Below are 24,282 nucleotides of genomic sequence, written 5' to 3'. Positions count from 1 at the left end.
CGGTCAACGCCTTCGCGAGCACCTTCGCCGACCGCTGGCCCAACGCCCAAACCTACTGAGGAACAACGCCGGAAACACCGTTAGCGAGATAGACCCTCGAGTGGTGGTTGAGCGTGTGACAGGCTGCCGGAGTCGCACGTCGGGCCCCTGGCGCGCACGGAGGCCCTGCCAGATCTGAGAGCGGCGGCGGGGTCGCTGCGGTGGGGCCGTGTCGCGTGCGCGTCTACTTGCCACAGGCGGCAGACTGCTAGGTGTGGTTGGGAAATTCAGTGCTGGGATTCTGTTGTTCCGCCGGAGTTCTGGTGATGTCGAGGTCCTGATCGGGCATATGGGTGGACCGTTCTGGGCGCATAAGGATGCGGGCGCCTGGTCGATTCCGAAGGGCGAATACGACCCGGAGGACGAGAGCCCCGAGGACGCCGCGGCCCGTGAGTTCACCGAGGAACTCGGCCTACTGGTGCCCGAAGGCGAGCGGGTGCCGCTCGGCGAGGTTCGTTACGGCAGTGGCAAATCCACCAAGAACCTCACCGTCTGGGCCGTCGAGGCCGACCTGGACCCAGCCGAAGTGGTGCCCGGCACCTTCGATATGGAATGGCCGCCCAAATCCGGCCGAACCGCCACTTTCCCGGAAATCGACCGCGCCGCCTGGTTCGACCTCCGCACCGCCCACGAAAAGCTCGGAAACGGCCAACGCCCCTACCTGGACCGCCTCGCTCAACACCTCAGCTGACCGCTTCCGCACCGCCCGAGACCCTGCCCAGCGGTCAGCGGGTTGCGCCGCCCCAGGCCTGCCCGGTGATGAGTTCGTAGGCTTCCATGTACTTCTGGCGGGTGGCTTCGACGATATCGGCGGGGATCTCCGGGCCGGGATATTCCTTGTTCCAGCCGGTCGAGGTGGACCAGTCGCGGACGAACTGCTTGTCGAAGGAGCGCTGGGGGCGGCCGGGCTCCCATTCGGCGGCGGGCCAGAAGCGTGAGGAGTCCGAGGTCAGCACCTCATCGCCCAGGGTGAGAGTGTCACCGTCCCAACCGAATTCGACCTTGGTGTCGGCGACGATGACACCGCGCTGCGCGGCGTGCGCGGCGCCTCGGGTGTAGATCCGCAATGTCAGATCGCGCAATTGCTCGGCGACCTCGCGGCCCTCCTGGTTCACCACGTCCGCGAAGGTGATGGGCTCGTCGTGGCCCTCGGATGCCTTACTGGACGGGGTGAAAATCGGTTCGGGCAGTTTGTCGCCATCGCGCAGCCCCGGCGGCAGTGCGACACCGGAGACCGTGCCGCTTTGCTCGTACTCCTTGAGCCCCGAGCCGGTCAGGTAGCCGCGCGCGATGCACTCGACCTGCAGCATCTTCAGCGGCTTGACCCGAATGCCGCGACCGGCGAATTCCGCGGGCACATCGGTCGCCGAGACCACATGGTTGGGCACGTCGGTGAAGTACTCGAACCACCAGTTCGACAGCTGGGTCAGCAGCGCGCCCTTATCCGGGATCGGCGTCGGCAGCACCACGTCATAGACCGACACCCGATCCGACGCCACGAGCAGCAGTGTTTCGCCGTCCTCGTAGAGGTCGCGCACCTTTCCGGCGTGGATGTGCTGCACGTCGCGCTCCGATCCTGATCGATAGGGTTTATGGGAAAGACTTCCGCGCGGGCAACCTTACCGAGGTGGCATTGTGGTGAGTGCTGTGCCCGCCGGGCGGCCCGCCCGCACATGTTCTTCGACTAACGAAGGAGTCCCATGTCCGCACCGAACCTGACTCGCGACCAGGCAATCGAACGCGCCTCGACAGTGCAGGTCGAGACCTATCGCATCGACCTCGACCTGACCGACGGGGCCGGGAAGCCGGGCGAGCAGACCTTCTTCTCCCGCAGCACGGTCACCTTCACCGCGACTGCGGGTGCGAGCACCTTCATCGATATCGTCGCCCGCGGGGTCCGCTCGGCCGTGCTCAACGGCACCGCGATCGATATCGCCGACTACGACGAGTCAACGGGCATCACACTCACCGGTCTGGCCGAGCGCAACGAACTCGTCGTCGAGGCCGACTGCGAATACTCCAATACCGGTGAGGGCCTGCACCGCTTCGTCGATCCCACCGATGACGCGGTCTACCTGTACTCGCAGTTCGAAACCGCCGACGCCAAGCGCATGTTCGCCTGCTTCGACCAGCCGGACCTCAAGGCCACCTTCGATATCAGCGTGACCGCCGCGCCGAACTGGAAGGTCATCTCCAACGGGGCCGCCGTCGATACGCTGCTCGCCGATCCCGGTAAGCACCTGTTCCGCACCACCCCGAAGATGAGCACCTACCTGGTCGCGCTCATCGCGGGCCCGTACGCAGAATGGACCGACGCCTACACCGACGACCATGGCACCATCCCGCTCGGCATCTACTGCCGCGCCTCGCTCGCCGAGCACATGGATGCCGACCGGTTGTTCACCGAGACCAAACAGGGCTTCGGCTTCTACCACAAGAACTTCGGTGTGCCCTACGCGTTCGGCAAGTACGACCAGCTGTTCGTCCCGGAATTCAACGCGGGCGCGATGGAGAACGCCGGTGCCGTCACCTTCCTGGAGGACTACGTCTTCCGGTCCAAGGTGACCCGCGCATCCTATGAGCGGCGCGCCGAGACGGTGCTGCACGAGATGGCGCATATGTGGTTCGGCGATCTGGTCACCATGAAGTGGTGGGACGACCTGTGGTTGAACGAGTCGTTCGCGACCTTCGCCTCGGTGCTGTGCCAGTCCGAGGCGACCGAGTACACCAGTGCCTGGACCACTTTCGCGAATGTGGAGAAGTCCTGGGCATACCGGCAGGATCAGCTGCCCTCCACGCATCCGATCGCTGCCGATATTCCGGATCTGCACGCGGTCGAGGTCAACTTCGACGGAATCACCTACGCCAAGGGCGCTTCCGTGCTCAAGCAGCTGGTGGCCTATGTCGGGCTGGAACCGTTCCTCGCCGGACTGCGCGCCTACTTCACCGAACACGCCTACAGCAATGCCACTTTCGACGATCTGCTGTCGGCACTGGAGAAGTCCTCCGGCCGCGATCTGTCCGGCTGGGGCACGCAGTGGCTCAAGACCACCGGACTGAATATCCTGCGTCCGGATTTCGAGGTCGATCCCGGCGGCCGTTTCACCAGGTTCGCGGTCGTCCAGGAGGGTGCGCAGCCGGGCGCGGGTGAGCGGCGCGTGCATCGCCTTGCGATCGGTGTGTACGGCGAACGGGACGGAAAGCTGGTCCGCACCAACCGCATCGAACTCGACCTCGACGCGGCCGAGCGCACCGAGGTGCCCGAACTCGTCGGCGTGGAACGCGGCCAGCTGGTGCTGATCAACGATGACGATCTCACCTACTGCTCGGTTCGCCTCGATCCCGATTCGCTCGATGTGGTGCTGCACCGCATCCACGAAATCGTCGAACCACTGCCGCGCACACTGTGCTGGTCGGCCGCGTGGGAGATGACCAGGCAGGCCGAGATGCGCGCACGCGACTTCGTCGCCCTGGTGCAGCGCGGAATCGGCACCGAGACCGAAATCGGTGTGGTGCAGCGACTTCTGATGCAGGCCAATACCGCGATCGGCAGCTATGCCGATCCGGAGTGGGCGAATGCCACCGGCTGGACCGAATACGCCAACCGGCTGCTGGAACTGGCCCGTGAGGCCGCGGCGGGCTCGGATCATCAGCTCGCCTTTGTCAATGCGCTCACCGGCGCGCGGCTGCAGGCCTGGCATACCGAGGTGCTGCGCGAACTGCTCGACGGCGATCCGGCCACCGTCGGTCTGCCCGGTCTGGTGGTGGACACCGATCTGCGCTGGCGGCTGGTCACCGCGCTGGCGGCGGCGGGCGAGATCGATGCCGAGGGCCTCGACACTCCGGTCATCGACCAGGAATTGGCCAACGACCCCACCGCCGCCGGTAAGCGCCAAGCGGCGGCGGCGGCGACGGCGCGGCCGATCGCCGAAGTGAAGGAGCAGGCCTGGAACACGGTGATGACCGACGATTCGGTGCCGAATATCACCGCCCGCTCGATCGTCGGCGGGTTCGCACCGGCGGGCCAGGGCGAGCTGCTCGCGCCCTATGTCGACCGCTATTTCGCCGAGGTGCCCGGGGTCTGGGAGCGCCGCTCCAGCGAGGTTGCGCAAACCGTCGTCGTCGGCCTCTACCCTGTCTGGGCGATCAGCGAGGACGCCGTGGCAACGGCGGACAAGTTCCTCGCCGGTGATCACCCGCCCGCCCTGCGCCGCCTGGTGACCGAGGGCAAGGCGGGCATCGAACGCTCACTGCGCGCCCGCGCCTTCGACGCCCGGGGCTGAACGAGGCGACGGCACCTAGCCGGATCGAAACGGGGCGTGCAGATCATTGCGATGAGCACGCCCCGTTCGCATCTGTCCCGAGACATTGCAGGCCGCCGCTCGATGTTCCGTGCGGCACAACGCAAACGGCGCGTCCACCTTCGCAGGTGAACGCGCCGGGGTGAAACCGGTGGATCAGCGGCCGATGGCGGCGGCCATGACGCGGACCGCGGAGATCAGACCGTCGATGAGCTGGCCCTGGCGGAAGGAGCTCAGGGCGGCGGTGACGCCGAGCTGGCAGACGCGGTCATTGGCCCGGTCGGCGATCTCGCTGCCGGAACGGACCTCTACGGCCTTGTCGTTGGGCGAGACGGCGATGAGCACCGAACGCGCCGCCTCGGGGGTCGCCGGGAAGACCGCGTCCGCACCGGCGGCCGGATCCGCACCCAGATCGCCGATGAAGATGTTGAAGCGCACCTTGGTCGCGCGGGTCGCCTCGGTGAGCACGTTGTCCATGGCCAGCCGCTCGTCATCGCTGAACGGGGCTTCCTTGAACACCGCGCCGGCCTCGTGCACACCGGAGACGCGGCCGCTGCTGGTGACCACCGAACCGTGCGGCAATTCGGATTCGACTACCGCGGGCCAATTAGAATTTGCCACTTGCCCGGCCTCCGATCAGCTCCACCGCGGTGGACTCGATCGCCGCATGTCCATGCGACGACTCAGCAGTGTGGTGACCCGATCCGGTCACCTCGTCGGTGGCACTCCACAGCACGGGAGGCTGGGTCCACTTCTGACCGAGGTCGTAGTGGACCGGCTTCTCGCCGGGCAGTGGCTTGCCGAGAAACGACAATCCGGCGATCGCGCCGTAGATCACCAGCGGGATGCCGAGGAAGATCAGCACTGTCTCGAGAATGCTCACGACTGCACCTCGCTGGCGCTCGCCTTCGTCGTCCGCATGGCGCGCTGGCACATGGTTCGCTCGCTTCGCTCACTCACAGGCCTAACGGTAGACGATGCCGTGTAGTAGTTCGCGTTCTGGTCGAGCTCGTGTTGTCCGGTCACACCAGCCAGGCGGCGGCATTGGCGGCCAGCTGACCGTTCTCCGACGGGGCGCTGGCGAGCAGCACGTCACCGGGCGGCAAGGCGATCGGCACGGGCGAGGCGTTCAGCACACAGACCAGTCCACCGAGCCGACGGAAGGCGAGGCAACCGGCCGGGCTGCCGTACCATTCGACCCGGGGGCCCGCGAATTCCGGTCGGACACCACGCAATTCGATCGCCATGCGATACAGCGACAGGGTGGAGCCCAACGCCTCCAGCTGCGCCTCGACCGTCGACGCCGCCCACTGCGGCGGCATCGGCAACCAGGCCTCGCCCGTGGTGAATCCGAACGGCGGCGCTGCCCCCTCCCATGGAATCGGCACCCGGCAGCCGTCGCGTCCGCGCTCGGTATGTCCGGAACGTTCCCAGACCGGATCCCGCAGCGCCGCCTCGGGCAGATCGTCGACATTGGGCAGTCCGAGTTCGGCGCCGTTGTAGATGAAAACCGCGCCGGGCAGTGCCAGCTCGACCATCATCATGGCGCGGGCCCGCGCCACGCCGACGGGACCGCCGCCGTACCGGGTGACCTCACGCGCGATGTCGTGATTGGACAGCGTCCAGGTGGGCACCGCGCCCACCGGCGCGACGGCCGCGAGCGAATTGTCGATGGCCGCGCGCACCGCGTCGGCATCGAACCGGGTCTCGGCGAGGCGGAAGTTGAAGGCCAGGTGCAGTTCGTCCGGCCGGACGTACTCGCCGAAGCGGGTGTTGTCGTCCACCCAGACCTCGCCGATCGAGACCGCGTCCGGATATTCGTCGAGCACCTTGCGGATGCGGCGGTGGATCTCGTGCACGGCGGGATTGTTGAAACGCGGATCGTCGTCGTCGTGCACCAGCATCTTGGTTTCGACGCGTTCCATATCGGGCAGGCCGTCCGGTTTGGCCATACCGTGCGCGACATCGAGGCGGAACCCGTCGACGCCCCGATCCAGCCAGAACCGCAGCGTCTGCTCGAAATCGGCGGCGATCTCGGGATTTGCCCAGTTCAGATCCGGCTGCTCCGGCGCGAATATGTGCAGGTACCACTGGCCGGGCCGGCCGTCGGGCTCGATAACGCGGGTCCAGGCGGGCCCGCCGAAGATGCTCGGCCAGTTGTTCGGCGGCGTCGCGCCGTCGGGTCCGCGGCCGTCGCGGAAGATGTAGCGCTCGCGTTCCCGACTGCCCGGTGCCGCGGCCAGCGCCGCCGCGAACCACGGATGCTGGTCGCTGGTGTGGTTCGGCACCAGATCCATGGTCACCTTGAGACGGCGGTCATGCGCCTCGGCGATCAGCTCGTCCATTGCCGCCATACCGCCGAAGAGCGGGTCGATATCGCGCGGGTCGGCGACGTCATAGCCGCCGTCGGCCATGGGAGAGCGCATCACCGGACAGATCCAGAGTGCGTCGACCCCGAGTAGTTCCAGGTAGCCGAGCTTGTCGCGAATCCCGCGGAGATCGCCGATCCCGTCACCGTCGGAGTCCGCGAAGGACCTCGGATAGATCTGGTAGAACATGGCCGACCGCCACCAAGGTTGGGCGGTGCGATCCACCGGCGCCGGGATGGCAGGCGTATCAGTCACATCCGTAATAGTGCCAAAGATTTTCGGCAAATTCGCTCAGGCTCAGCCATGTTCGATGATATCTGGCAAATATTCAGCATTCGATATGCGAGTCGAAAACCTCGGGACAATGCGGGAGCTCGACCAAAACGATCTCACCAGGCAGCATTCACCAGCGAATTTGCCGCCATCTCGAGGTAATCGAGCAATGCCTTGCGATGCTCATCATCCAGAATTTCCGGTCCGATCTCTGCCACGCCGATCCGCATGCAGCGCAGCCACGCGTCGCGCTCCACCGGACCGATCTTGAACGGCATATGCCGCATTCGCAGCCGCGGATGTCCGCGCTCATCGGAGTAGGTGCGCGGCCCACCCCAGTACTGCTCCAGGAACATGCGCAGCCGCCGCTCCGCCGGTCCGAGGTCCTGCTCCGGGTACAGCGGGCGCAATACCTCGTCGGCCGCCACCTCTCGATAGAACGCCGCGATGATCCGGTGGAACGTCGCCGCCCCGCCGATCGCGTCGTAGAACGACGTCGCTGTCTGCTCGCCGGAAGTCATCAGGTCCTCTCGATCGGTCCGCACTGATCGTTTCGAGCGACCCGCAAGCGATCGCTACGGGCCGTTTCGGGCGACCCGCAAGCGATCGCTACGGGCCGCACTCCATTGTGCCCGCGTCACGAACGGGCAGCCCTTCAACCACAGTTCATCCGACATTGTGCGAAATCACCGTGCAATAGTGCGCATTCCATGGTCAACTGGGTGGCAGTCTCTGCCGAGATACCACATGATCTTGATAACTATGAAACCGGGGTCCCCATGAAGCAGCGGCACGGCCGATCACACGAGGCCAGGACGCACCGACAACTCCAGCCCGCCGACGTCCACAATCGTGGGTCGGGGGCTACTCCGCTGCACATCTTGTCCGATCACTATCCGGGTGCACATCGCACCGGTGAGCCTGCTCACCACAATCCGCACCTCACGCCGGTCCAGAACGAGACCGCCAATTGGTTGAAGCGCCGGGTGTTGCTTCTCAATGCCACCTACGAGCCGCTCACCGCGCTGTCCGCACGCCGCGCCGTGGTGCTCCTGATCTGCGATAAAGCCGATACCGTCCACCATGATCCGGAGGGATCGGTGGTGCATTCCGCCGAATCCGCCGTCACGATTCCGTCGGTCATCCGGCTGCGCAGCTACGTTCATGTGCCCTATCGGGCGCGCGTCCCGATGACCCGCGCCGCCCTCATGCATCGCGACCGCTACCGCTGTGGGTATTGCGGTGGTAAGGCAGAGACCATCGATCACGTCATCCCGCGCAGTCGCGGCGGCGAGCATTCCTGGGAGAACTGCGTCGCGAGTTGTGCCCCGTGTAACCACCGCAAGGCGGACAAACTGCTCAGCGAGTTGGGCTGGACGTTGCGTTCGCCACTGGTCTCGCCGAAGGGACCGCACTGGCGGCTGTTGTCGACCACCGCGGAGTTGGATCCGGTGTGGTTGCAGTATCTCGGCGAGGGTGCCGCCTAGCTCCCGACCGGATCGGTTCCGTCGGGCCGGGATTGGCATTCATTCGCCGCACGCGTTCACGGCCACCAGGTACGCATCCACGGGGGTCGATCGGTGCACGTCATCCGGCTGCGTCCGCGGCCGACGATTTCCGACTAGGTGTACTCGATGACGAAAGCCGCCGAGGTGTTGGGAGCCAGGGCTTCGAAGACGTGGGGGGCATCGCCCGGGTAGGAGATGTAGTCGCCGGGTCCGAGTTCGACGGTTGCGTCGATCGGGCCGGTGCGGGCGCGGCCGCTGGCCAGCAGTACGTGCTCGATCACACCTGGACTGTGCGGGTCGGATCTGCGGGCGTGGCCGGGTTCGGCGGTGATCCGGAAGAAATCACGGCGGGTATTCGCAGGTCCGGCCGCCAGCAGGGTGGCGCGGTAGTCGGATTCCGCGGCGACCAATACCGGGCCCTCCCCCGCGCGAATAACCTGAACGGTCGGGCGTGGCGGGTCGAGCAGCCGCGATAGGGGCATATCCAGGGCAACACACAGTGCCCACATGGTCTCCAGGCTCGGATTTCCGGTACCCGATTCCAGTTGGGACAGTGTGGATTTCGCGACGCCTGCACGGTTGGCGACCTCGGTGAGCGACAGCCCGGCGCGGGCACGCTCCCGGCGCAGCGCAGCGGCGATCACTGCCTGCGGCGTCGTCGGATCCTGGTCCATGCGCGCTCCCGTCGACTAGGGGGATGGCAGGCCGGTAAAGCCGGCCGGGGTGGGTCATCAACACAGTTGAACCGCCCAACAGAGAATCATATTGACGAATCGCCCCGCCGTGTTCACTATAAGCTACATGCGTTCGATATGGCGAACACTCGATCGGGACACACTCGCCGGCATCGCGGCGGTACTCCTGGCGGTCGGTCTGATTGCGGTTTCCTATGGCGCTACCGCCGTCACCTCGGGTTTTCCAATGTGGGTTCCGATCGTGCTCGGGATCGTCGTGCTCGCGGGCGGTGCGGAGTTCCTCTTCATCGGGATCATGGCGGCGGGTGGCAGCCCGATCGCGGCCGTATTGGCCGGGCTGTTGGTCAATGCCCGGCATCTGCCGTACGGGCTCTCGGTGCCCGATGTGGTCGGCACCGGATGGCGGCGGCGGATCGGCGTCCATGTGATGAACGACGAATCCGTCGCGCTGGCCCTGGCCCAGCCGGATATTGCGCGTCGGCGGGCCGCGTACTGGGTGAGCGGGTTGGGTGTGCTCATCGCCTGGCCCGGCGGTGCGGCGATCGGCGCGCTGATCGGCACGATAGTGCCCGACACCGGTGCGATCGGGTTGGACGCGGTGTTCCCCGCGGTGCTGTTATCGCTGGTCATGCCCGCGCTGCGGGCGCGGGACACCTTGCGGGCGGCGCTGATCGGAGCGATCGCGGCCGTGGCGAGCGCGCCGTTCCTACCCGCCGGAATGCCTGTGCTGGTTGCGCTTTCGGGGTTGTTCTTCGCGATCTCGCGGAACGACGACGGCGAGGCCGAGCCCGGAGAGGCGCGGGCGGCATGAGCGAGCGATTCATCGGCGGAGCTCCGGCCGAGCCGAGGACCATGGCGGCACAGGCGTGAGTACCCCGATCTTGCTGGTGGCCATGTCCGCACTCTCCGCCGGAACCTACGCCTTCCGCTCATCGGGCCCCGCGCTGCGCAACCGCATCCGCTTCCCGGAGCGAGCAACGAAACTGCTGGAGATCGGCGCGGTCGTCCTGCTCACGGCGATGGTCGCCATCACCACAGTGCCCACCGGCTCCGGCCACCTCGGATTCGCCTTGCCCGCAGGGGTTTTGGTCGGTGGCCTGCTGGCCTGGCGCAACCAGCCCATGCTCGTCGTCATCCTCGCGGCGGCCGCAACCACCGCCTTCCTGCGCCTGCTCGGCCTCTCCTGACCCGCCGGTTCCGCATCACCAAATCCATTCAGCCGCACCCGCTCTCGGGATCCGCACTGCGCGACGGATGCGAATCCCGACCGGAGGTGCGGGAATTCGCGACAGGCAGCGGCGGCAGGGCGTTCGGATCAGCTGGGGGTAAGCGGGATGCCGCCGCCTCGACGGCGGGCGACGGAGCCGTAGCGGGCATCGAGGCGGAGCCAGGTTCTGGTGGCACGGACCCGGACGATTTCGGCGGTCGGGATGCGGCGGGGGTCGGCCCTGTCACCGGAGTGGGGGATGAAATCCATTGCAGTGAGCGCGAATACGACGCGCATCGGGACCTGGACCTGGTCGAGCGCCCCGGAGACGGTGAGCACCGTCTGGTCGAGCAGGGAGGCGGGCGGGCCATGGCTGCTGCCGTGTTCCTTGGCCAGTGCCGCACCCTGTTCGGCGAGCTCGACGAGGGTGCGCGCGGGCACATCGTCGACATGTTCGAAGCCGACATCCGGCGGGAGCGCACCACGCCAGGCCGAATCCATCGAATAGCCGAGATCGATCGGACTTCCGGACGGCAAACCGGCCAGCACCAGATCGGCACCGACGGTGACATCGTCGGAACCGAGCTCGGCGAGCACGGTGCGCACCGCGAGCGCTTCGAAACCCGTTGCCACCCACGCGGATACGTATCGTTCGCCACGACGGCGCAGACGCACCACCACCGCGGGATCCAGCCGAACGGCCCGGCTCAGAAATGTCGCCAGATTCTCCCGCTCGGCCGGATCGGAAACCTCCAGGACGCGCTGTCCCGACATCAGTGCTCCCACATCACCACATCGCGGCCGCCACCATACGACGACCGCAGTCCGCCACCACCGCTATGCCAGCGGATTCAGCCGCCACCGCACGGCCGCCGATACCGACGACCACTGCCCGACGGCCGAAACCAGCCATTACTGCCCAACGATTCCGCCGCCCGAACGCCCCGGGCAATCGCTCATTCTTTCCACTCGGCGAGGTAGTCACGTTCGGTATCGGTGAGCCGTCGCAGGCGCTGCGTCCGCATATCGAAGGCCGCGATCTGGGTGGAGGCGAGCACCGCGGGCGGCGAGTCCGGGGCCGCGCCGTTGGCTCGGACCTCGTAACCGATGGTGAAATCAACCGCCCGCAGCTGCTCGATCCACATCGCGATATCCAGCGGGGTGTCCTCGTGCCGCAGCTGACCGCGGTAGCGGACCCGAAGGTCCGCCAGCACACAGCCGGTACGCAACGAGGCGGTCGGACGCCCGTCCTCGAACAGCCACGGAATCCGCGCCTCCTCCAGCAACGTCACCATGCGGGCATGGTTGACGTGCTGGAACACGTCCATATCCGACCACCTGACGTCTACCTTGGCGTGGAATCGCTTGGGCAGTAATAGGCTGCCGCCCTGCGCCTTTCCGCTGCTGCTCAACGGACTCGTCAACGTGGTACCTCCGATTGGGCGCCCACCCCGCTCACCATGCTTCGCACTTGCCGCGCCGCAACCGACAGCGTGGCGAGATCGTGGGTTCCGGACTCGAACAACTCCGACAGCGCTGCCCGAGCGCGTCCGAGCCGGGACTGGTTTTTCGACTCCCAGTATGCAATCTTCTCGTCCGCTGTCTCCTCCGGGTCACCGCCGGAGAGCACGTCGAGGGTCAGCGAGCGCAGCGAACCGTACATATCGTCGCGCAGTGCGAGCCGGGCCAGCGCGTGCCAGCGATCGCCGCGTTCCAGGTGGCTGACCGCCTGCAACAGCCAATCGATCTTGAGGTGATCGTTGAGCGCGTAGTACAGCGAACCGACCTCATCGCCGTCGCGATCGGTGATATCTGCGATATCCAACACATCGAGCAGCGGGAACAGATTCAGCAGCCCGAAGACCTCGGTGGCGAGGTCGGTCGGCGCGCCGCGCGCAATCAATTCGGCGGACTGATCGGTCAGTATCGAGACGTGATGTCCGCGCAGCCAGCCGGGCACCTGCGGCGCCAGCTCCCGCACGCCCCTGCTGTACCGGTTGATCTCCGCGCCGACCGCGATCGGCTGCGGACGGTTGCTCAGCAACCAGCGCGAGGCGCGGTCCAGCGTCCGCTTGGTCTCCAGCTCCAGTTCGTCGCGCACCGACACCGAGGCGTCGGTGGCCCGGATCCGCGCCCACATATCGTGCAGGTCGAAGATCTCGCTGGCCGCCGCGAATGCGCGCACCGCATCCGTCGTGCTGGCTCCGATTTCCTCGTTCAGCCGATGGGCATAGGTGATGCCGCCGTAGTCGACCATTTCGTTGACCACCATCGTGGTGGTGATCTCCCGACGCAGCCGGTGCCGCTTGATGGCGGTGCCGAACCGAGCCCGCAAAGGTGTCGGGAAGTACTCCGGCAGCCTGCTGGCGAAGTACGAGATATCCGGCAGATCGGTCTCGAGCAGATCGGCCTTGAGCGAAAGCTTCACGTGCGCCATGAGATTGGACAGCTCGGGCGAGGCCAGACCGGTGCCCTCCTCGAGTCTGCGCTTGATCTCCACCTGCGACGGCAGCGCCTCCAGGTCGCGGTCCACCCCGCGACGCGCCTCCAGATCCTCGATGAGCCGCTGGTGCACATTCAGCATCCGGGGCGCCTCGGCCCGCGAGATGCCCATCAGGAAATTCTGAGAGACGTTGTCCTGCAGCACCAGCTGGGTGACCTCATCGGTCATCGAGGCGAGCAGCGGATTGCGTTCGGCCTCGGGCAGTCCGCCCGCGCTGACCACACCGTCGAGCAGCACCTTGATATTGACCTCGTGGTCGGAGCAGTCCACACCGGCCGAGTTGTCCAGCGCGTCGGTATTCATCTTGCCGCCGTTGCGGCAGAACTCGATGCGGCCGAGCGCGGTCGCGCCCAGATTGCCGCCCTCGCCGATCACCTTGACCCGCAACTGTTTTCCATTGACCCGCACCGCGTCATTGGACTTGTCGCCGACCTCGGCATTGGTCTCGGTGCTCGCTTTGATGTAGGTGCCGATACCACCGTTCCACAGCAGCTGCACCGGCGAAAGCAGGATCGCGCGCACCAGTTCCGGCGGCGAGAGCGCGACCACATCATCGGCCAGCCCCAACGCCTTTCGCGCCTGCGGGCTGATCGGCACCGACTTCACGGTGCGATCCCAGACGCCACCGCCGGTACTGATCAGCGAGGTGTCGTAGTCCGCCCAGGACGAGCGCGGCAGCGCGAACATCCGCTGCCGCTCCCGGAACGAGGTGGCCGCATCGGGATCGGGATCCAGGAAGATATGCCGATGGTCGAATGCCGCGACCAACCGGATGTGCTCGGAGAGCAGCATGCCGTTGCCGAAGACGTCACCGCTCATATCGCCGACCCCGACCACAGTGAAATCCTCGGTCTGGGTATCGATGTTCATCTCCTGGAAGTGGCGCTTCACGCTCTCCCAGGCACCCTTGGCGGTAATGCCCATCGCCTTGTGGTCGTAACCCGCCGAACCACCCGAGGCGAATGCGTCACCGAGCCAGAATCCATAGCGCTGCGCCACATCGTTGGCGATATCGGAGAAGGTCGCGGTGCCCTTATCGGCGGCAACGACCAGGTAGGTGTCATCGCCGTCGCGGCGGATCACCCGCGCGGGCGGCAGCACGGCACCGGTTGCCCGGTCCACATTGTCGGTGACATCGAGCAGACCGGAGATGAAGGTCCGGTAGCACTCGACGCCCTCCGCGCCGAGCGCCTGCCGATCCGCGGTCGGATCACCGGTGGCCGCTGGCGGCTGTTTGACCACGAACCCGCCCTTGGCGCCGACCGGGACGATGACCGCGTTCTTCACCGCCTGCGCCTTCACCAGACCCAGGATCTCGGTCCGGAAATCCTCCAGCCGGTCAGACCAGCGCAATCCGCCGCGCGCCACCGGACCGAAGCGCAGATGCACGCCCTCAACCCGCGGCGAGTACACGAAGATCTCGAATTGCGGCCTCGGCTTGGGCAATTCGGCGATCTCACGCGGCTCGACCTTCACCGAGACGTACCCGCGCGAATTGCCCTCGGCGTCGGTCACATAGTAGTTGGTCCGCAATGTCGCCTTGATCAGCGACAGGATCGCGCGCAGGATGCGGTCGGCGTCCAGGCTGACGACGTCGTCGATGCGGCCGCGCACCCGAGTCTCCAACTCGGCGGCGTGCTCGGCGGATTCGGTATCCGGATCGAACCGCGCCGTGAACAGATCGACGAACAGCTTCGCGATATCCGGATACGCGAGCAGGACCCTGGCGATATTCGCCTGGCTGTACGGAAAATCGGCCTGCTGCAGGTACTTCGCGTACATCCGCAGGATCGACACCGCACGCCACGGCAGCCGGGCGCGCAGCACGAGTTCATTGAGCGCATCCGCCTCGGCTCGGTCGTACCACATCGCCTCGAAGGCCGCGGTGAACCGATCGTGCAGCCCTTGCTCCGCCGAGGCCAGCGCATCGGCTCGGGCCGAGGACTCCAGCAGTTCGGCGTCCAGATCCTTATCCAGCGAACTGCGCAGCAATTCCGGCCGGGCCAGCAGACCGAAGTCGTAGATCCAGCGTTCCCCGCCCTCATCGCCGGGCACCGGATCCAACAGGATCTGGTACGGCCGTTCGTCGACCACTTCGACACCGAGACTCTGCAGCACCGGCAGCACCTGGCTCAGTGAGATGCCGGTGCCGCCGATGTAGAGGGTGAACCGCCACGAGCCCGGAACCGAATCCGCATGGCGGTACAGGTATTGGTCGATCGAACCCTCGGTCAGCCGCTCCAGCCGGACGACGTCGGCCAGTGCACGGTCGGAGGCGAAATCCTGTTTGTACGCCTCCGGGAACGCCTCGGCGTAGCGCTGCACAACCCCCGGATCCAGCACGGTAGAGGTGCTCACCGCATCGTTGAGGCGGTCATCCCAGGTGTGCGTCGCCTCGGCGAGCAGATTCTGGATGCGCAGCCGGTTGGCCTCGGAGGTATCGGCACCGGCAACTGCCTCGCGCGGCGCCCCCACCCCCGTCTCCGGCATGCGCACCGTGAAATACACACTGGCCAGTTCGCTTTCGCTGACCCGCGCCGAATAGTCGATGGAGACGCCACCCAGTTCGCGGACCAGGATTTCCTGCATCTCCAGCCGCACCCGGGTGGTGTAGCGATCGCGAGGCAGATAGACCAGGCATGCGACGAATCGGCCGAAACCGTCCGAACGCAGGAACAGCCGAACCTGCCTGCGCAGACCGACATTCAGGACCGCGGTGGCCGTGCGGCGCATGGTCTCGGCATCGGAGGAGAACAGTTCGGTGCGCGGGAACGACTGGATGACCTCGAGCATGGCCTGACCGGAGAACGAATCCAGGTCGAAGCCGCTCTGCTCGATCACCGCGCGCACCCGGCGCTCGATGACCGGAATGTCGAGGACGTTCTCGTGCACCGCCGTCACGGTGAATACACCGATGAACAGGTGCTCGCCGACGATCGTGCCGGATTCGTCGAAGTCCGCGACACCGATGAAATAGGGGTACACCGAGCGGTGCACGGTTGCGGGCACCAGGCCTTGGGTGAGCATCAGCAGCGGACGGTCGCCCGCGTTGACCGGCACTCGGAAATCGGTGCCGACATCCGGGCGCAGCACGCCGAGGCAGGTGCCGGGCAACGGATTCGAGATCGTCTGCCTCTCCTCGCCGCCGAACCGGTAGCGGGCGTAGCCGAGCACGGTGAAATTGCCACTGTCCAACCAGCGCAACAGATTCGCGGTATCGACCAGATCGGTATCGGAGAACGGCGCGTGGCCGGATTTGGCGGCCAGCTCGAGCTCATCGGCCAGATTGCTCTGCACCTGTTTGATGGCCTCGGTATCGCCGATGACCTGACGCACGTCGGCGACCACATCCGGCATCGACTGTTCGATCCGGTCCAGTAGGGCGCGACTGGTCGAGGGGTGCAATTGCAGGTGCATCCAGGATTCGCGCAGACCGGTGCTGCCGTTGCTATCGACCTCGTGCGGCGCGGCGCTGGTCAGCCGTCCGTCCGCATCGCGCGTCACCTCAAAGATCGGGTGGATCACCTCGCTCACGCTGACGCCCATCCGGCTCAGCGACGAGGTGATCGACTCCACTAGCAGCGCCATATCGTCGGTGACCAGCTGCACCGCGGCGCCGAGCCCGGAGGCGTCGTCCGGGTGGTACACCCGGACCAGTGCCCGCCCGGCCGTGCGGGTCATCGCGAGCTCCATATGCCGCCGGAAGATCTGGGTGATCCCGGTGATCGCGCAGTCCACATCGCCCGCGTCGACGTGGCGGAAATACGCCTCCTCGAGCGTCGCGAGTTCGCCGCGCAGCGACTGCGGCAATCCCGCGGCCCACGCCGCGCTGGACAATTCGGACGAGACAGTCATTTTTTTCGCCAACTCCTCGGATTCGGTTCCGCAACAAAGTGACGCCGGTCCGAGAGTAGCTGTGCCTTGCAGACGCGGGGGTGAATTCCCTTCTAAATGCAGGGTGTTCACCGATACCACAGCGTTCGCCGCTTGGTTGCCGAGGTCGATGATCCCGGCACAGCACCTGATCGGACCGGCAACGTCAGGTAGACGCGATCGCGGTGGTAGCGACCCAATGCCCGGACTGCGCCTGCGCATGCACGTTTCCAACCATAGTCAGATCTGTGGCCGGATGTGCATCGACCGTATTTCCTTCGATGCAGACGCCGCCGGGTGCGTGTTCTCCGCAATTCCTTCGGCAGAACGACCGTTCGATGGCGTCATGCGCGGATGCTACCGCTCGGCGGCCTGCAACCAGCCGCCGAGCCGGACCGATTCCGAATGCCGTTCGGCGATGCCCACCGTGGATTGCTCGGACTGCGCCCACTGGTGCACGCCGTTACCCTGTCGAGCTCGGGTTCCGCTGTGATTCATGCGCACGTCACATGGTGACGCTGGACCTCACGCTTCGTTCATGACGGGATCCACCGGCATATCGAGAGGCAGTGAACGCGATGCCACACATCAGCGGACGAGAGGCGCCGGTCCAGATCACCGGTGCCGCCTATTTCCTATTTCGCGCCGCCCGGACGCATACCGATCGTCACCTCCAGCACCGAGATCGTGGCGTTCAGCCCGACGGGCGCAGTTGCGGCAAGTGACGGCCGTGCGGGAGCAATACGCACGCGAGTCGGGCACATCACGTGACGTCGACTTCTTGTGGACGACCACGTCGCTACGGCACGTCGCACTGGCGAGCGACCGGCGCGACGGTGCTGCGCGACGGAATCGAGCTGCTGACACTGCATTCCGACCGCGGCATCGTCAATGCAGGCGCCGTGACCTTCCACGGTGTGGTCACCGATGTGCTGTACCAGGCCAGGGAGCGGCTCGGGGACGATCGACCCCCGGACTGGTTGTGCACCGCGATCGCCCCTGGACTGGTTGTGCACCGCCCGCGATACCTATATCCCACTGGTTGCGGCCGAGCAGACCGGTTGCGGCGGCGAGTTGTTCCAGGAGTGCGTCGCGTTCAAGTTGTCGGCGCGTCGCGCGGGCTTCATCGGACCACGAAGTGGCCTCGGCGATTTCGTCCTCCAGATCGCGCAGCGACCAGCCGCCGCAGCGGCGAAAGGCCACCCGGCGAGGCGGTACATCGACCGCCCCGCCGAGTGCGAAACTCAGTCGCGGGTGAGCTTGCGGTGCGTCACCCGGTGCGGCCGGGCAGCTTCGATGCCGAGACGCTCGATCTTATTGGCCTCATATGCCTCGAAGTTGCCCTCGAACCAGAACCACTTGGCGTCGTTATCGCTATCGCCCTCCCACGCCAGGATGTGGGTGCAGGTCCGGTCGAGGAACCAGCGGTCGTGGGAGATGACAACGGCGCAGCCCGGGAACTGTTCGAGCGCATTCTCCAGCGAACTCAGCGTCTCCACGTCGAGGTCGTTGGTCGGCTCGTCGAGCAGGATCAGGTTGCCACCCTGCTTGAGGGTGAGCGCGAGGTTCAACCGGTTGCGCTCACCACCGGAGAGCACCCCGGCGGGCTTCTGCTGGTCCGGGCCCTTGAAGCCGAAGGCGCTGACATAGGCGCGCGAGGGCATCTCCTGGTTGCCGACCTCGATGAAGTCCAGACCATCGGAGACGACCTGCCAGACGTTCTTCTTCGGGTCGATACCCGCGCGGTTCTGGTCGACGTAGCTCAGCTTGACCGTCTCGCCGACCTTCACCTCACCGCTATCGGGCGACTCGAGCCCGACGATCGTCTTGAACAGCGTGGTCTTACCGACACCATTCGGGCCGATGACGCCGACAATGCCGTTGCGCGGCAGGGTGAACGACAGATCCTTGATGAGCTGACGGTCGCCGAAACCCTTGTCCAGATGTTCGACCTCGACGACCACACTGCCCAGGCGCGGACCCGCCGGGATCTGGATCTCCTCGAAGTCCAACTTCCGGTGCCGCTCGGCCTCGGCCGCCATCTCCTCGTACCGCCCCAGGCGGGCCTTGTTCTTGGCCTGGCGGGCCTTGGCGCCGGACCGCACCCAGGCCAACTCCTCCTTGAGGCGCTTCTGCAGCTTCTGGTCCTTCTTGCCCTGGACCTCGAGACGCTGGGCCTTCTTCTCCAGGTAGGTGGAGTAGTTGCCCTCGTAGGGGTAGGCGCGGCCGCGGTCGAGTTCGAGAATCCACTCGGCGACATTGTCGAGGAAGTACCGGTCGTGGGTGACGGCCAGCACGGCACCGGCGTACGAGGCCAGGTGCTGCTCGAGCCAGAGCACGCTCTCGGCATCGAGGTGGTTGGTCGGTTCGTCGAGCAGCAGCAGATCGGGCTTGCTCAGCAGCAGCTTGCACAGTGCGACGCGACGGCGCTCACCACCGGAGAGGTTGGTGACCGACTCGTCCGGCGGCGGGCAGCGCAACGCGTCCATGGCCTGCTCGAGCTGGGAATCGATATCCCAGGCATCGGCGTGGTCCAGGTACTCCTGCAGTTTGCCCATTTCGTCCATGAGCTCGTCGGAGTAGTCGGTGGCCATGAGTTCGGCGATCTCGTTGAAGCGATCCAGCTTCACCTTGACCTCGCCGAGGCCTTCCTCGACATTGCCGCGAACCGTCTTCTCCTCGTTCAGCGGCGGCTCCTGCTGCAGGATGCCGACGGTGGCACCCGGGGCGAGGAAGGCCTCGCCGTTATTCGGCTGGTCCAGTGCGGCCATGATCTTCAGCACGCTGGATTTACCCGCGCCGTTGGGGCCGACGACGCCGATTTTCGCGCCGGGAAGAAAGTTCAAGGTGACATCGTCGAGCACGACCTTATCGCCGTGCGCCTTGCGAACCTTCTTCATTTGGTAGATGAACTCAGCCATACGGGAAAGCCTATCGGTGTGGGTATCGATGGAATGCAACAGAGCCACCACTGTCGCCGGGAGTATCCGGCCGTGCGGTCAAGCGTCGACGGGCTCGGGATCAGCGAGCTGGGGCGGTACGGAAGACAGGGACGTCGCGCCCTCCCCCGGCTCCTGGCCGTCGACGCGTGCACGATCATCAGCGCTGGATCGGTCACAACTATTCCGTGCCAGGGTACTGGGTCCGGACGCCACGCCCGAAACCGCGCGCCGGACCACCTGCGCGGTGCAGCGGGACAGGTCAGGGCCGATCGCGGTGGCGCGCATTTCGACATCGCGGCGTTCCGCGCCGTCCCTGCCCCGGTATTCGTGTGAACGCAGTTGGCCGTGCGCGATGATCGGATCGCCGCGGCGCAGGGAGGCATCGACACCGAGCACCAGTCTGCGCCAGCAGCTGACCGTGAGATAGAGCGTTCCGTTGTCCACCCACTCCCCGGTCTCGGGATTGAACCGCCGGGAATTGCTCGCCATCCGAAAGGTCACCACCTGCTCCCCATTGGTCAGATCGCGCTTGATCGGATGGGTCACGACCGTGCCGATCACAGTCACCATCGCTTCGTACATCGTTGCGCCCCTTTACGTTTCGATCCGTCACGGATCGCTTCAGGTGTTCCGTCCTCGCCATCGAAGACCCCTTCAGCCTGACGGCTCGTTACCCCATCCGGCCGCCCCGATTCCCGAATGTGGACAACTTCGAAACATGTGGACAGTCGCCACTTCATACATCTCGATCGACAGCAGACCGGCGGACTCGACCGGGCCCTGCCACCCGATGGCGACATCGACGAGCGATGGCGCCGAAACCCGCGCGAGTTAGAAGACCGCCAGGTCGGTATTGGCACCACACAGCACGATCACGGGCCGCTCCCCTTCGGCGGGCACATATGCGCCGCTCTGCACGGCGGCCAGCGCCGTCGCCCCCGTCAATTCCACGACGATCCGAAACTCCCGCCACAGATATTCGCGGGCCGTCGCAATCGCGTCATCGGTCACCAATAGTGACCGCACGTCATAGCGACGCGCGATATCCAACGCGATATCCCCGATCCGATTGGCGCCCAATGACTCCGTTGCGATGCGGGCGACATTCACCTCCACGGGCCGCTGTGCGTGCAATGCGGCGTTCAGCGTGGCAATGCCCTCCGGTTCGACCCCGACCACCTGCTGCCGCCGCCCGAGCGCCGCCGCGATCCCGGCCACCAGCCCGCCGCCACCGACCGCGACCAGCACCGGTGGCCGCCCGCGCACCTGCTCCTCCAGCTCCAGCCCGACCACACCCGCACCGGCAACCACTGAGGGCAGGTCGTAGGCGTGCAATTGCAGGGCACCCCGCTCGTTCGCGAGCTCGGTCGCGTAACGGTAGGCCTCGGCGTAAGTCGTTCCGTGCCACAGCACTTCGGCACCGTAGGACCACATCGCCGCCACCTTGGTATGCGGCGCCGATTCCGGGACCACCACGGTGCACAGCTTGCTGAGGCGAGCGGAGGCCAACGCGGCCGCGATCCCGGCGTTGCCACCCGAGGCGATGACCACCTGATCGACCTGTCCGGCCGACTCCAGCAGCGCGTTGAAGCTGCCGCGCACCTTGAATGTCCCACCGTGCTGCAGATATTCGAGCTTCAGCGTGACCGGGACGGGCCCGTTCGGTCCCACGATCGAGGTATGGAATACCGGCGTCTTGCGCACCTGTCCGGCCAGTCGTCTGCGCGCGGCACGGACATCGGATCGATACACCCGTCGGGCATGCCTGTTCTCCACCATCGTGGCACCCCGCTCACTCACTGCTTGTACCTCGATGGAACTCAATGACGCATTCCTCGGTCCCGCTTGGCCAATTCGGCGAACATCGCATTGTGGGCGGCCAACTCCGCGTCATGGTCCCGGTCGGCTGCCCGATCGGTCCGCTTCGCGAGTTTGGCATCGCTGCGCGACCACTGGATGAGCAGTGCCAGCATCACCACCACCAACGGCACCTCCCCGCTCGCCCACGCGAGGCTACCGCCGGTGCGCTGGTCACCGAGCAGATCGCTGTTCCAGCCGAGGGCGAGGCTGCGGAAGAACCACCCACCCATCACCGTCGTCATGCTCATCAGCGCGATACCGAAGAAAGCATGGAAGGGCAGCGAGCCGAATACCATGCCGAGCTTGGTCAGCGGCTGCACCTGACGCGGCTTCGGGTCGATGCCGATCACCACCCAATAGAACAGATAGCCGCTGAGCAGGAAGTGCAGGTTCATCATCAGATGCGCCGCATGGGAATCGACGAACGAATCGTAGATACCGCCCATGTACAGCGCGTAGAACCCGCCGACGAAAATCACCGACGCGACGATCGGATGGGTCAGAAAGCGCGAGACCGGGTTGTGCACCGCCGCCAGAATCCATTCCCGAGGACCGGGCACGCCGTTGCGCCCGGCCGGTGGCAAGGCCCGCAGCGCCAAGGTGACCGCACCACCGAGCGCGAACAGGATCGGCGCCAGCATCGACAGCGCCATGTGCTGTCCCATGTGCACACTGAACGCCGCAGGGGCATACCGCCCGATCCCCGACGAGGTGGCGAAAAGCAGGATCGCACAGGCCGATAGCCAGGCAATGGTCCGCCCGACCGGCCAGGCGTCCCCGCGCGCACGCAACCGCCGCACCCCCATCAGGTACAGGACCGCAAGCACGACGGACAGCGTGCCGAAGATCAAGTCGAAGCGCCAGTCGAACAGCAGTCGCGATACCGACGGCGGGCCGTCCAGGTTGTAGCCGAGTTCGACCTCGGTAGGGGTCGGCACGCTGGTCGGCGGTGGCGGCGGCGTTCGACCCAACCCGACGGCCAGACCCATGGTGGCCGCGAAGATCAGCGCTTCCACACCACCGAATCGGATGAGCGCGGCGCGGTCGCGCGGGTTCGCGGCGAGTGCGGGCAGACTGGCGCGACGCTGCAGATATCCGACCCCGCCGAGCACCGCGAGCGCGCACGCCTTGGCGATCACCAGTCGGCCGTAGGTGGTGGTGAACAGATCGCTCCACGGCACCCGCACCCAGGAGTTGATCACACCGCTGACGCCGATCACGACGAAGGCGATGGTGGCGGTCAGCGAGAATCGCCGGGCCGCGATATCGGTGTGCCCGCCGCCGCGCATCGCGTACGCAAGCACCGCGAACAATCCACCGACCCACACCGCGGCGGAAACCAGGTGCAGGATCAGGCTGTTGGTCGCCAGGTCGTGTGCACCGCCCGCAGACGAATGCCCGGTCAGTGCCAGCGGCATCATCGTGACGACCGCACCGCCGAACAGCACCGGGGTCCACCCCCAGCGCAGCGCGAGTCGGCAACCCACCGCGACGATCAGCGCGAAGACCACCGTCGTGCGCCACGCCTGGGCCAGATCCACCTGACCGATCGCGCGCCACAACTGCTCCGGCCGCCAGATCTGACTCACCGGCTGCCCGGTGGTATCCGACACCGTCAGCGGTATCAGCAGCGCCGCACAGCAGGCCCAGCTCACCGCGAAGTTCGAGGCGCGCCGGACCGCGCGATACCCGCCGACATCGAGCAGGCCGTTCGCCTGCGGCGGTATCAGGAACGCGGCGAACAGCAGCGAGCCGACAGTCAATGCGGCGGACAGATCGGCGAGCGCCCGCAGCGCGGGCAGGCCATAGGTGGTCAGCGGTCCGGGATCCGGAATGCCGAGCAAGGTCAACGCCTGCGCCGCCGACAGTCCGACGATCATCGCGGCGACCACCGCCGCGATCGCACCCGCCAGCACCGTCATGGTCGCGAAGGTCGCCGCGGAGCCCGATTTACCCGTTTCGAGATCGGGTGCGACGGACGGGTCCTGCGGTGACGGCATGGAACTGAGCGTAGTCGGCCGTTAATGCGTGGCCCGGTGGGGATTGGGCCGATATGGTGGCTAACGGATCGGAGGTGCGATGTCGATCATCCCGCGACTCGCTCGGCCCATGCGCCGCAGGTGGCTGAAATGTTGCTAATGCTAAGAACCTAGCCATCTGGACGGTCGCTATACTTGCCCTGCTGGACAGCACGGCCAATGTCGGCCATCGTGGAACCCACTGCCTCCGTAGCTCAGTTGGATAGAGCAAGGGCCTTCTAATCCCTAGGTCGCAGGTTCGATTCCTGCCGGGGGCACCACCCAGTACTGCGACCCGCTGACCAGCGGGGGCGCAGTTCCGTGGTGTGAGTATCCACACGATTGGCTCCGTAAACGCCAGATTCGAGATCTGGTTCGTCTCTCCGACCCGAGGGGCCAACGTGTGAAGTTGCCCAGAATGTTGCCGTGCCGCCCACAGTTCTGTCCCGGCCGTCGCGATCGTCGATTCACACCGCCGCACCAACCGACGACAGCGCTCAGCTCCCCAGAGTTTCAGGCCCGCAGACCACCACCCTCGCACCGGGATACCGAGGCGTCGCCTCGACTGCGACCGCCGCGCTGCGGGGCGAAGAGAATGTGCGCGATCGCGCCGCCCGGGTTCGCTGGCGTACACCGCCAGCGCCCGGACCGTGCGACCGCCTGCTCACCGATGCTGGTCGAATTCCGCGCGGTG

The 24,282-nt window shown here is 66.0% G+C and carries 18 protein-coding genes and 1 tRNA gene; 6 read left to right on the top strand and 13 right to left on the bottom strand.

Annotation, left to right across the window (positions count from 1 at the left end; all coding sequences use genetic code 11):
* The first annotated feature begins 253 nt into the window (after positions 1–253).
* Positions 254–730 (top strand): NUDIX domain-containing protein, encoded by a 477-nt coding sequence (locus tag ACWEO2_RS26940; RefSeq protein ID WP_452407844.1) that lies wholly within the window; start codon positions 254–256, stop codon positions 728–730.
* A 34-nt stretch (positions 731–764) separates the two neighbouring features.
* Here the strand turns inward: ACWEO2_RS26940 and ACWEO2_RS26935 are convergent, their stop codons facing one another.
* Positions 765–1,601, bottom strand: coding sequence for a phosphoribosylaminoimidazolesuccinocarboxamide synthase (locus tag ACWEO2_RS26935; RefSeq protein ID WP_452407843.1), 837 nt, complete (start codon positions 1,599–1,601; stop codon positions 765–767).
* A 138-nt stretch (positions 1,602–1,739) separates the two neighbouring features.
* Between ACWEO2_RS26935 and pepN the strand changes: the two genes are divergently transcribed.
* Entirely contained in the window at positions 1,740–4,322 is a 2,583-nt protein-coding gene (gene pepN / locus ACWEO2_RS26930) for an aminopeptidase N (protein ID WP_452407842.1), read from the top strand.
* 174 nt (positions 4,323–4,496) lie between these two features.
* On the opposite strand, the gene ACWEO2_RS26925 is transcribed toward pepN, so the two are convergent.
* The 4 genes from ACWEO2_RS26925 to ACWEO2_RS26910 form a co-directional block, all read right to left on the bottom strand.
* The gene (locus tag ACWEO2_RS26925; RefSeq protein ID WP_355181108.1) at positions 4,497–4,961 is read right to left on the bottom strand and encodes a DUF5130 domain-containing protein; all 465 of its coding nucleotides are present in this window, start codon (positions 4,959–4,961) and stop codon (positions 4,497–4,499) included.
* Complete coding sequence (ctaJ, locus tag ACWEO2_RS26920; protein ID WP_354957575.1) at positions 4,948–5,223, bottom strand: aa3-type cytochrome oxidase subunit CtaJ; 276 nt, start codon at positions 5,221–5,223, stop codon at positions 4,948–4,950. The genes ACWEO2_RS26925 and ctaJ overlap by 14 nt, the downstream gene beginning before the upstream one ends.
* Positions 5,224–5,362: 139 nt before the next feature.
* Entirely contained in the window at positions 5,363–6,898 is a 1,536-nt protein-coding gene (locus ACWEO2_RS26915; protein ID WP_452407873.1) for a glycoside hydrolase family 13 protein, read from the bottom strand.
* A gap of 200 nt (positions 6,899–7,098) precedes the next feature.
* Positions 7,099–7,503 (bottom strand): globin, encoded by a 405-nt coding sequence (locus ACWEO2_RS26910; protein WP_452407841.1) that lies wholly within the window; start codon positions 7,501–7,503, stop codon positions 7,099–7,101.
* Between the two features lie 258 nt (positions 7,504–7,761).
* On the opposite strand from ACWEO2_RS26910, the gene ACWEO2_RS26905 reads away from it, so the two are divergent.
* A complete protein-coding gene (locus ACWEO2_RS26905; protein ID WP_355181103.1) occupies positions 7,762–8,469 on the top strand; it encodes an HNH endonuclease in 708 nt (235 codons plus the stop codon).
* A 134-nt stretch (positions 8,470–8,603) separates the two neighbouring features.
* Here ACWEO2_RS26905 and ACWEO2_RS26900 read toward each other — a convergent pair whose 3' ends face one another.
* Positions 8,604–9,164: a helix-turn-helix domain-containing protein gene (locus ACWEO2_RS26900; protein ID WP_452407840.1), complete on the bottom strand. Its 561-nt coding sequence runs from the start codon at positions 9,162–9,164 to the stop codon at positions 8,604–8,606.
* 127 nt (positions 9,165–9,291) lie between these two features.
* On the opposite strand from ACWEO2_RS26900, the gene ACWEO2_RS26895 reads away from it, so the two are divergent.
* Positions 9,292–9,996: an AzlC family ABC transporter permease gene (locus tag ACWEO2_RS26895; RefSeq protein ID WP_452407839.1), complete on the top strand. Its 705-nt coding sequence runs from the start codon at positions 9,292–9,294 to the stop codon at positions 9,994–9,996.
* A gap of 55 nt (positions 9,997–10,051) precedes the next feature.
* The gene (locus ACWEO2_RS26890; RefSeq protein ID WP_452407838.1) at positions 10,052–10,372 is read left to right on the top strand and encodes an AzlD domain-containing protein; all 321 of its coding nucleotides are present in this window, start codon (positions 10,052–10,054) and stop codon (positions 10,370–10,372) included.
* Positions 10,373–10,500: 128 nt separating this feature from the next.
* Here ACWEO2_RS26890 and ACWEO2_RS26885 read toward each other — a convergent pair whose 3' ends face one another.
* From ACWEO2_RS26885 to ACWEO2_RS26855, 7 genes are all read right to left on the bottom strand, one after another.
* Positions 10,501–11,166, bottom strand: a complete 666-nt coding sequence (locus ACWEO2_RS26885) for a hypothetical protein (RefSeq protein ID WP_452407837.1) — start codon at positions 11,164–11,166, stop codon at positions 10,501–10,503.
* Positions 11,167–11,348: 182 nt separating this feature from the next.
* Positions 11,349–11,804, bottom strand: coding sequence for an acyl-CoA thioesterase (locus ACWEO2_RS26880; RefSeq protein WP_452407872.1), 456 nt, complete (start codon positions 11,802–11,804; stop codon positions 11,349–11,351).
* Between the two features lie 8 nt (positions 11,805–11,812).
* A complete protein-coding gene (locus tag ACWEO2_RS26875; protein ID WP_452407836.1) occupies positions 11,813–16,750 on the bottom strand; it encodes an NAD-glutamate dehydrogenase in 4,938 nt (1,645 codons plus the stop codon).
* A gap of 1,262 nt (positions 16,751–18,012) precedes the next feature.
* Positions 18,013–19,689, bottom strand: coding sequence for an energy-dependent translational throttle protein EttA (ettA, locus tag ACWEO2_RS26870; protein ID WP_354957583.1), 1,677 nt, complete (start codon positions 19,687–19,689; stop codon positions 18,013–18,015).
* A 78-nt stretch (positions 19,690–19,767) separates the two neighbouring features.
* Positions 19,768–20,292 carry a single-stranded DNA-binding protein gene (locus tag ACWEO2_RS26865; protein WP_452407835.1) on the bottom strand — a complete coding sequence of 175 codons (525 nt, stop codon included), beginning with the start codon at positions 20,290–20,292 and terminating at the stop codon, positions 19,768–19,770.
* Positions 20,293–20,541: 249 nt separating this feature from the next.
* Positions 20,542–21,489 (bottom strand): threonine/serine dehydratase, encoded by a 948-nt coding sequence (locus ACWEO2_RS26860; RefSeq protein ID WP_452407871.1) that lies wholly within the window; start codon positions 21,487–21,489, stop codon positions 20,542–20,544.
* A 41-nt stretch (positions 21,490–21,530) separates the two neighbouring features.
* Entirely contained in the window at positions 21,531–23,570 is a 2,040-nt protein-coding gene (locus ACWEO2_RS26855; RefSeq protein ID WP_452407834.1) for a cytochrome c oxidase assembly protein, read from the bottom strand.
* Positions 23,571–23,792: 222 nt separating this feature from the next.
* Between ACWEO2_RS26855 and ACWEO2_RS26850 the strand changes: the two genes are divergently transcribed.
* Positions 23,793–23,869 (top strand) — tRNA-Arg (locus ACWEO2_RS26850).
* Positions 23,870–24,282: the final 413 nt, after the last annotated feature.

Source organism: Nocardia sp. NPDC004278, from assembly GCF_053602975.1.
The sequence above is the reverse complement of the archived record's forward strand: the minus strand, read 5'-3'. Positions and strand labels throughout refer to the sequence as shown.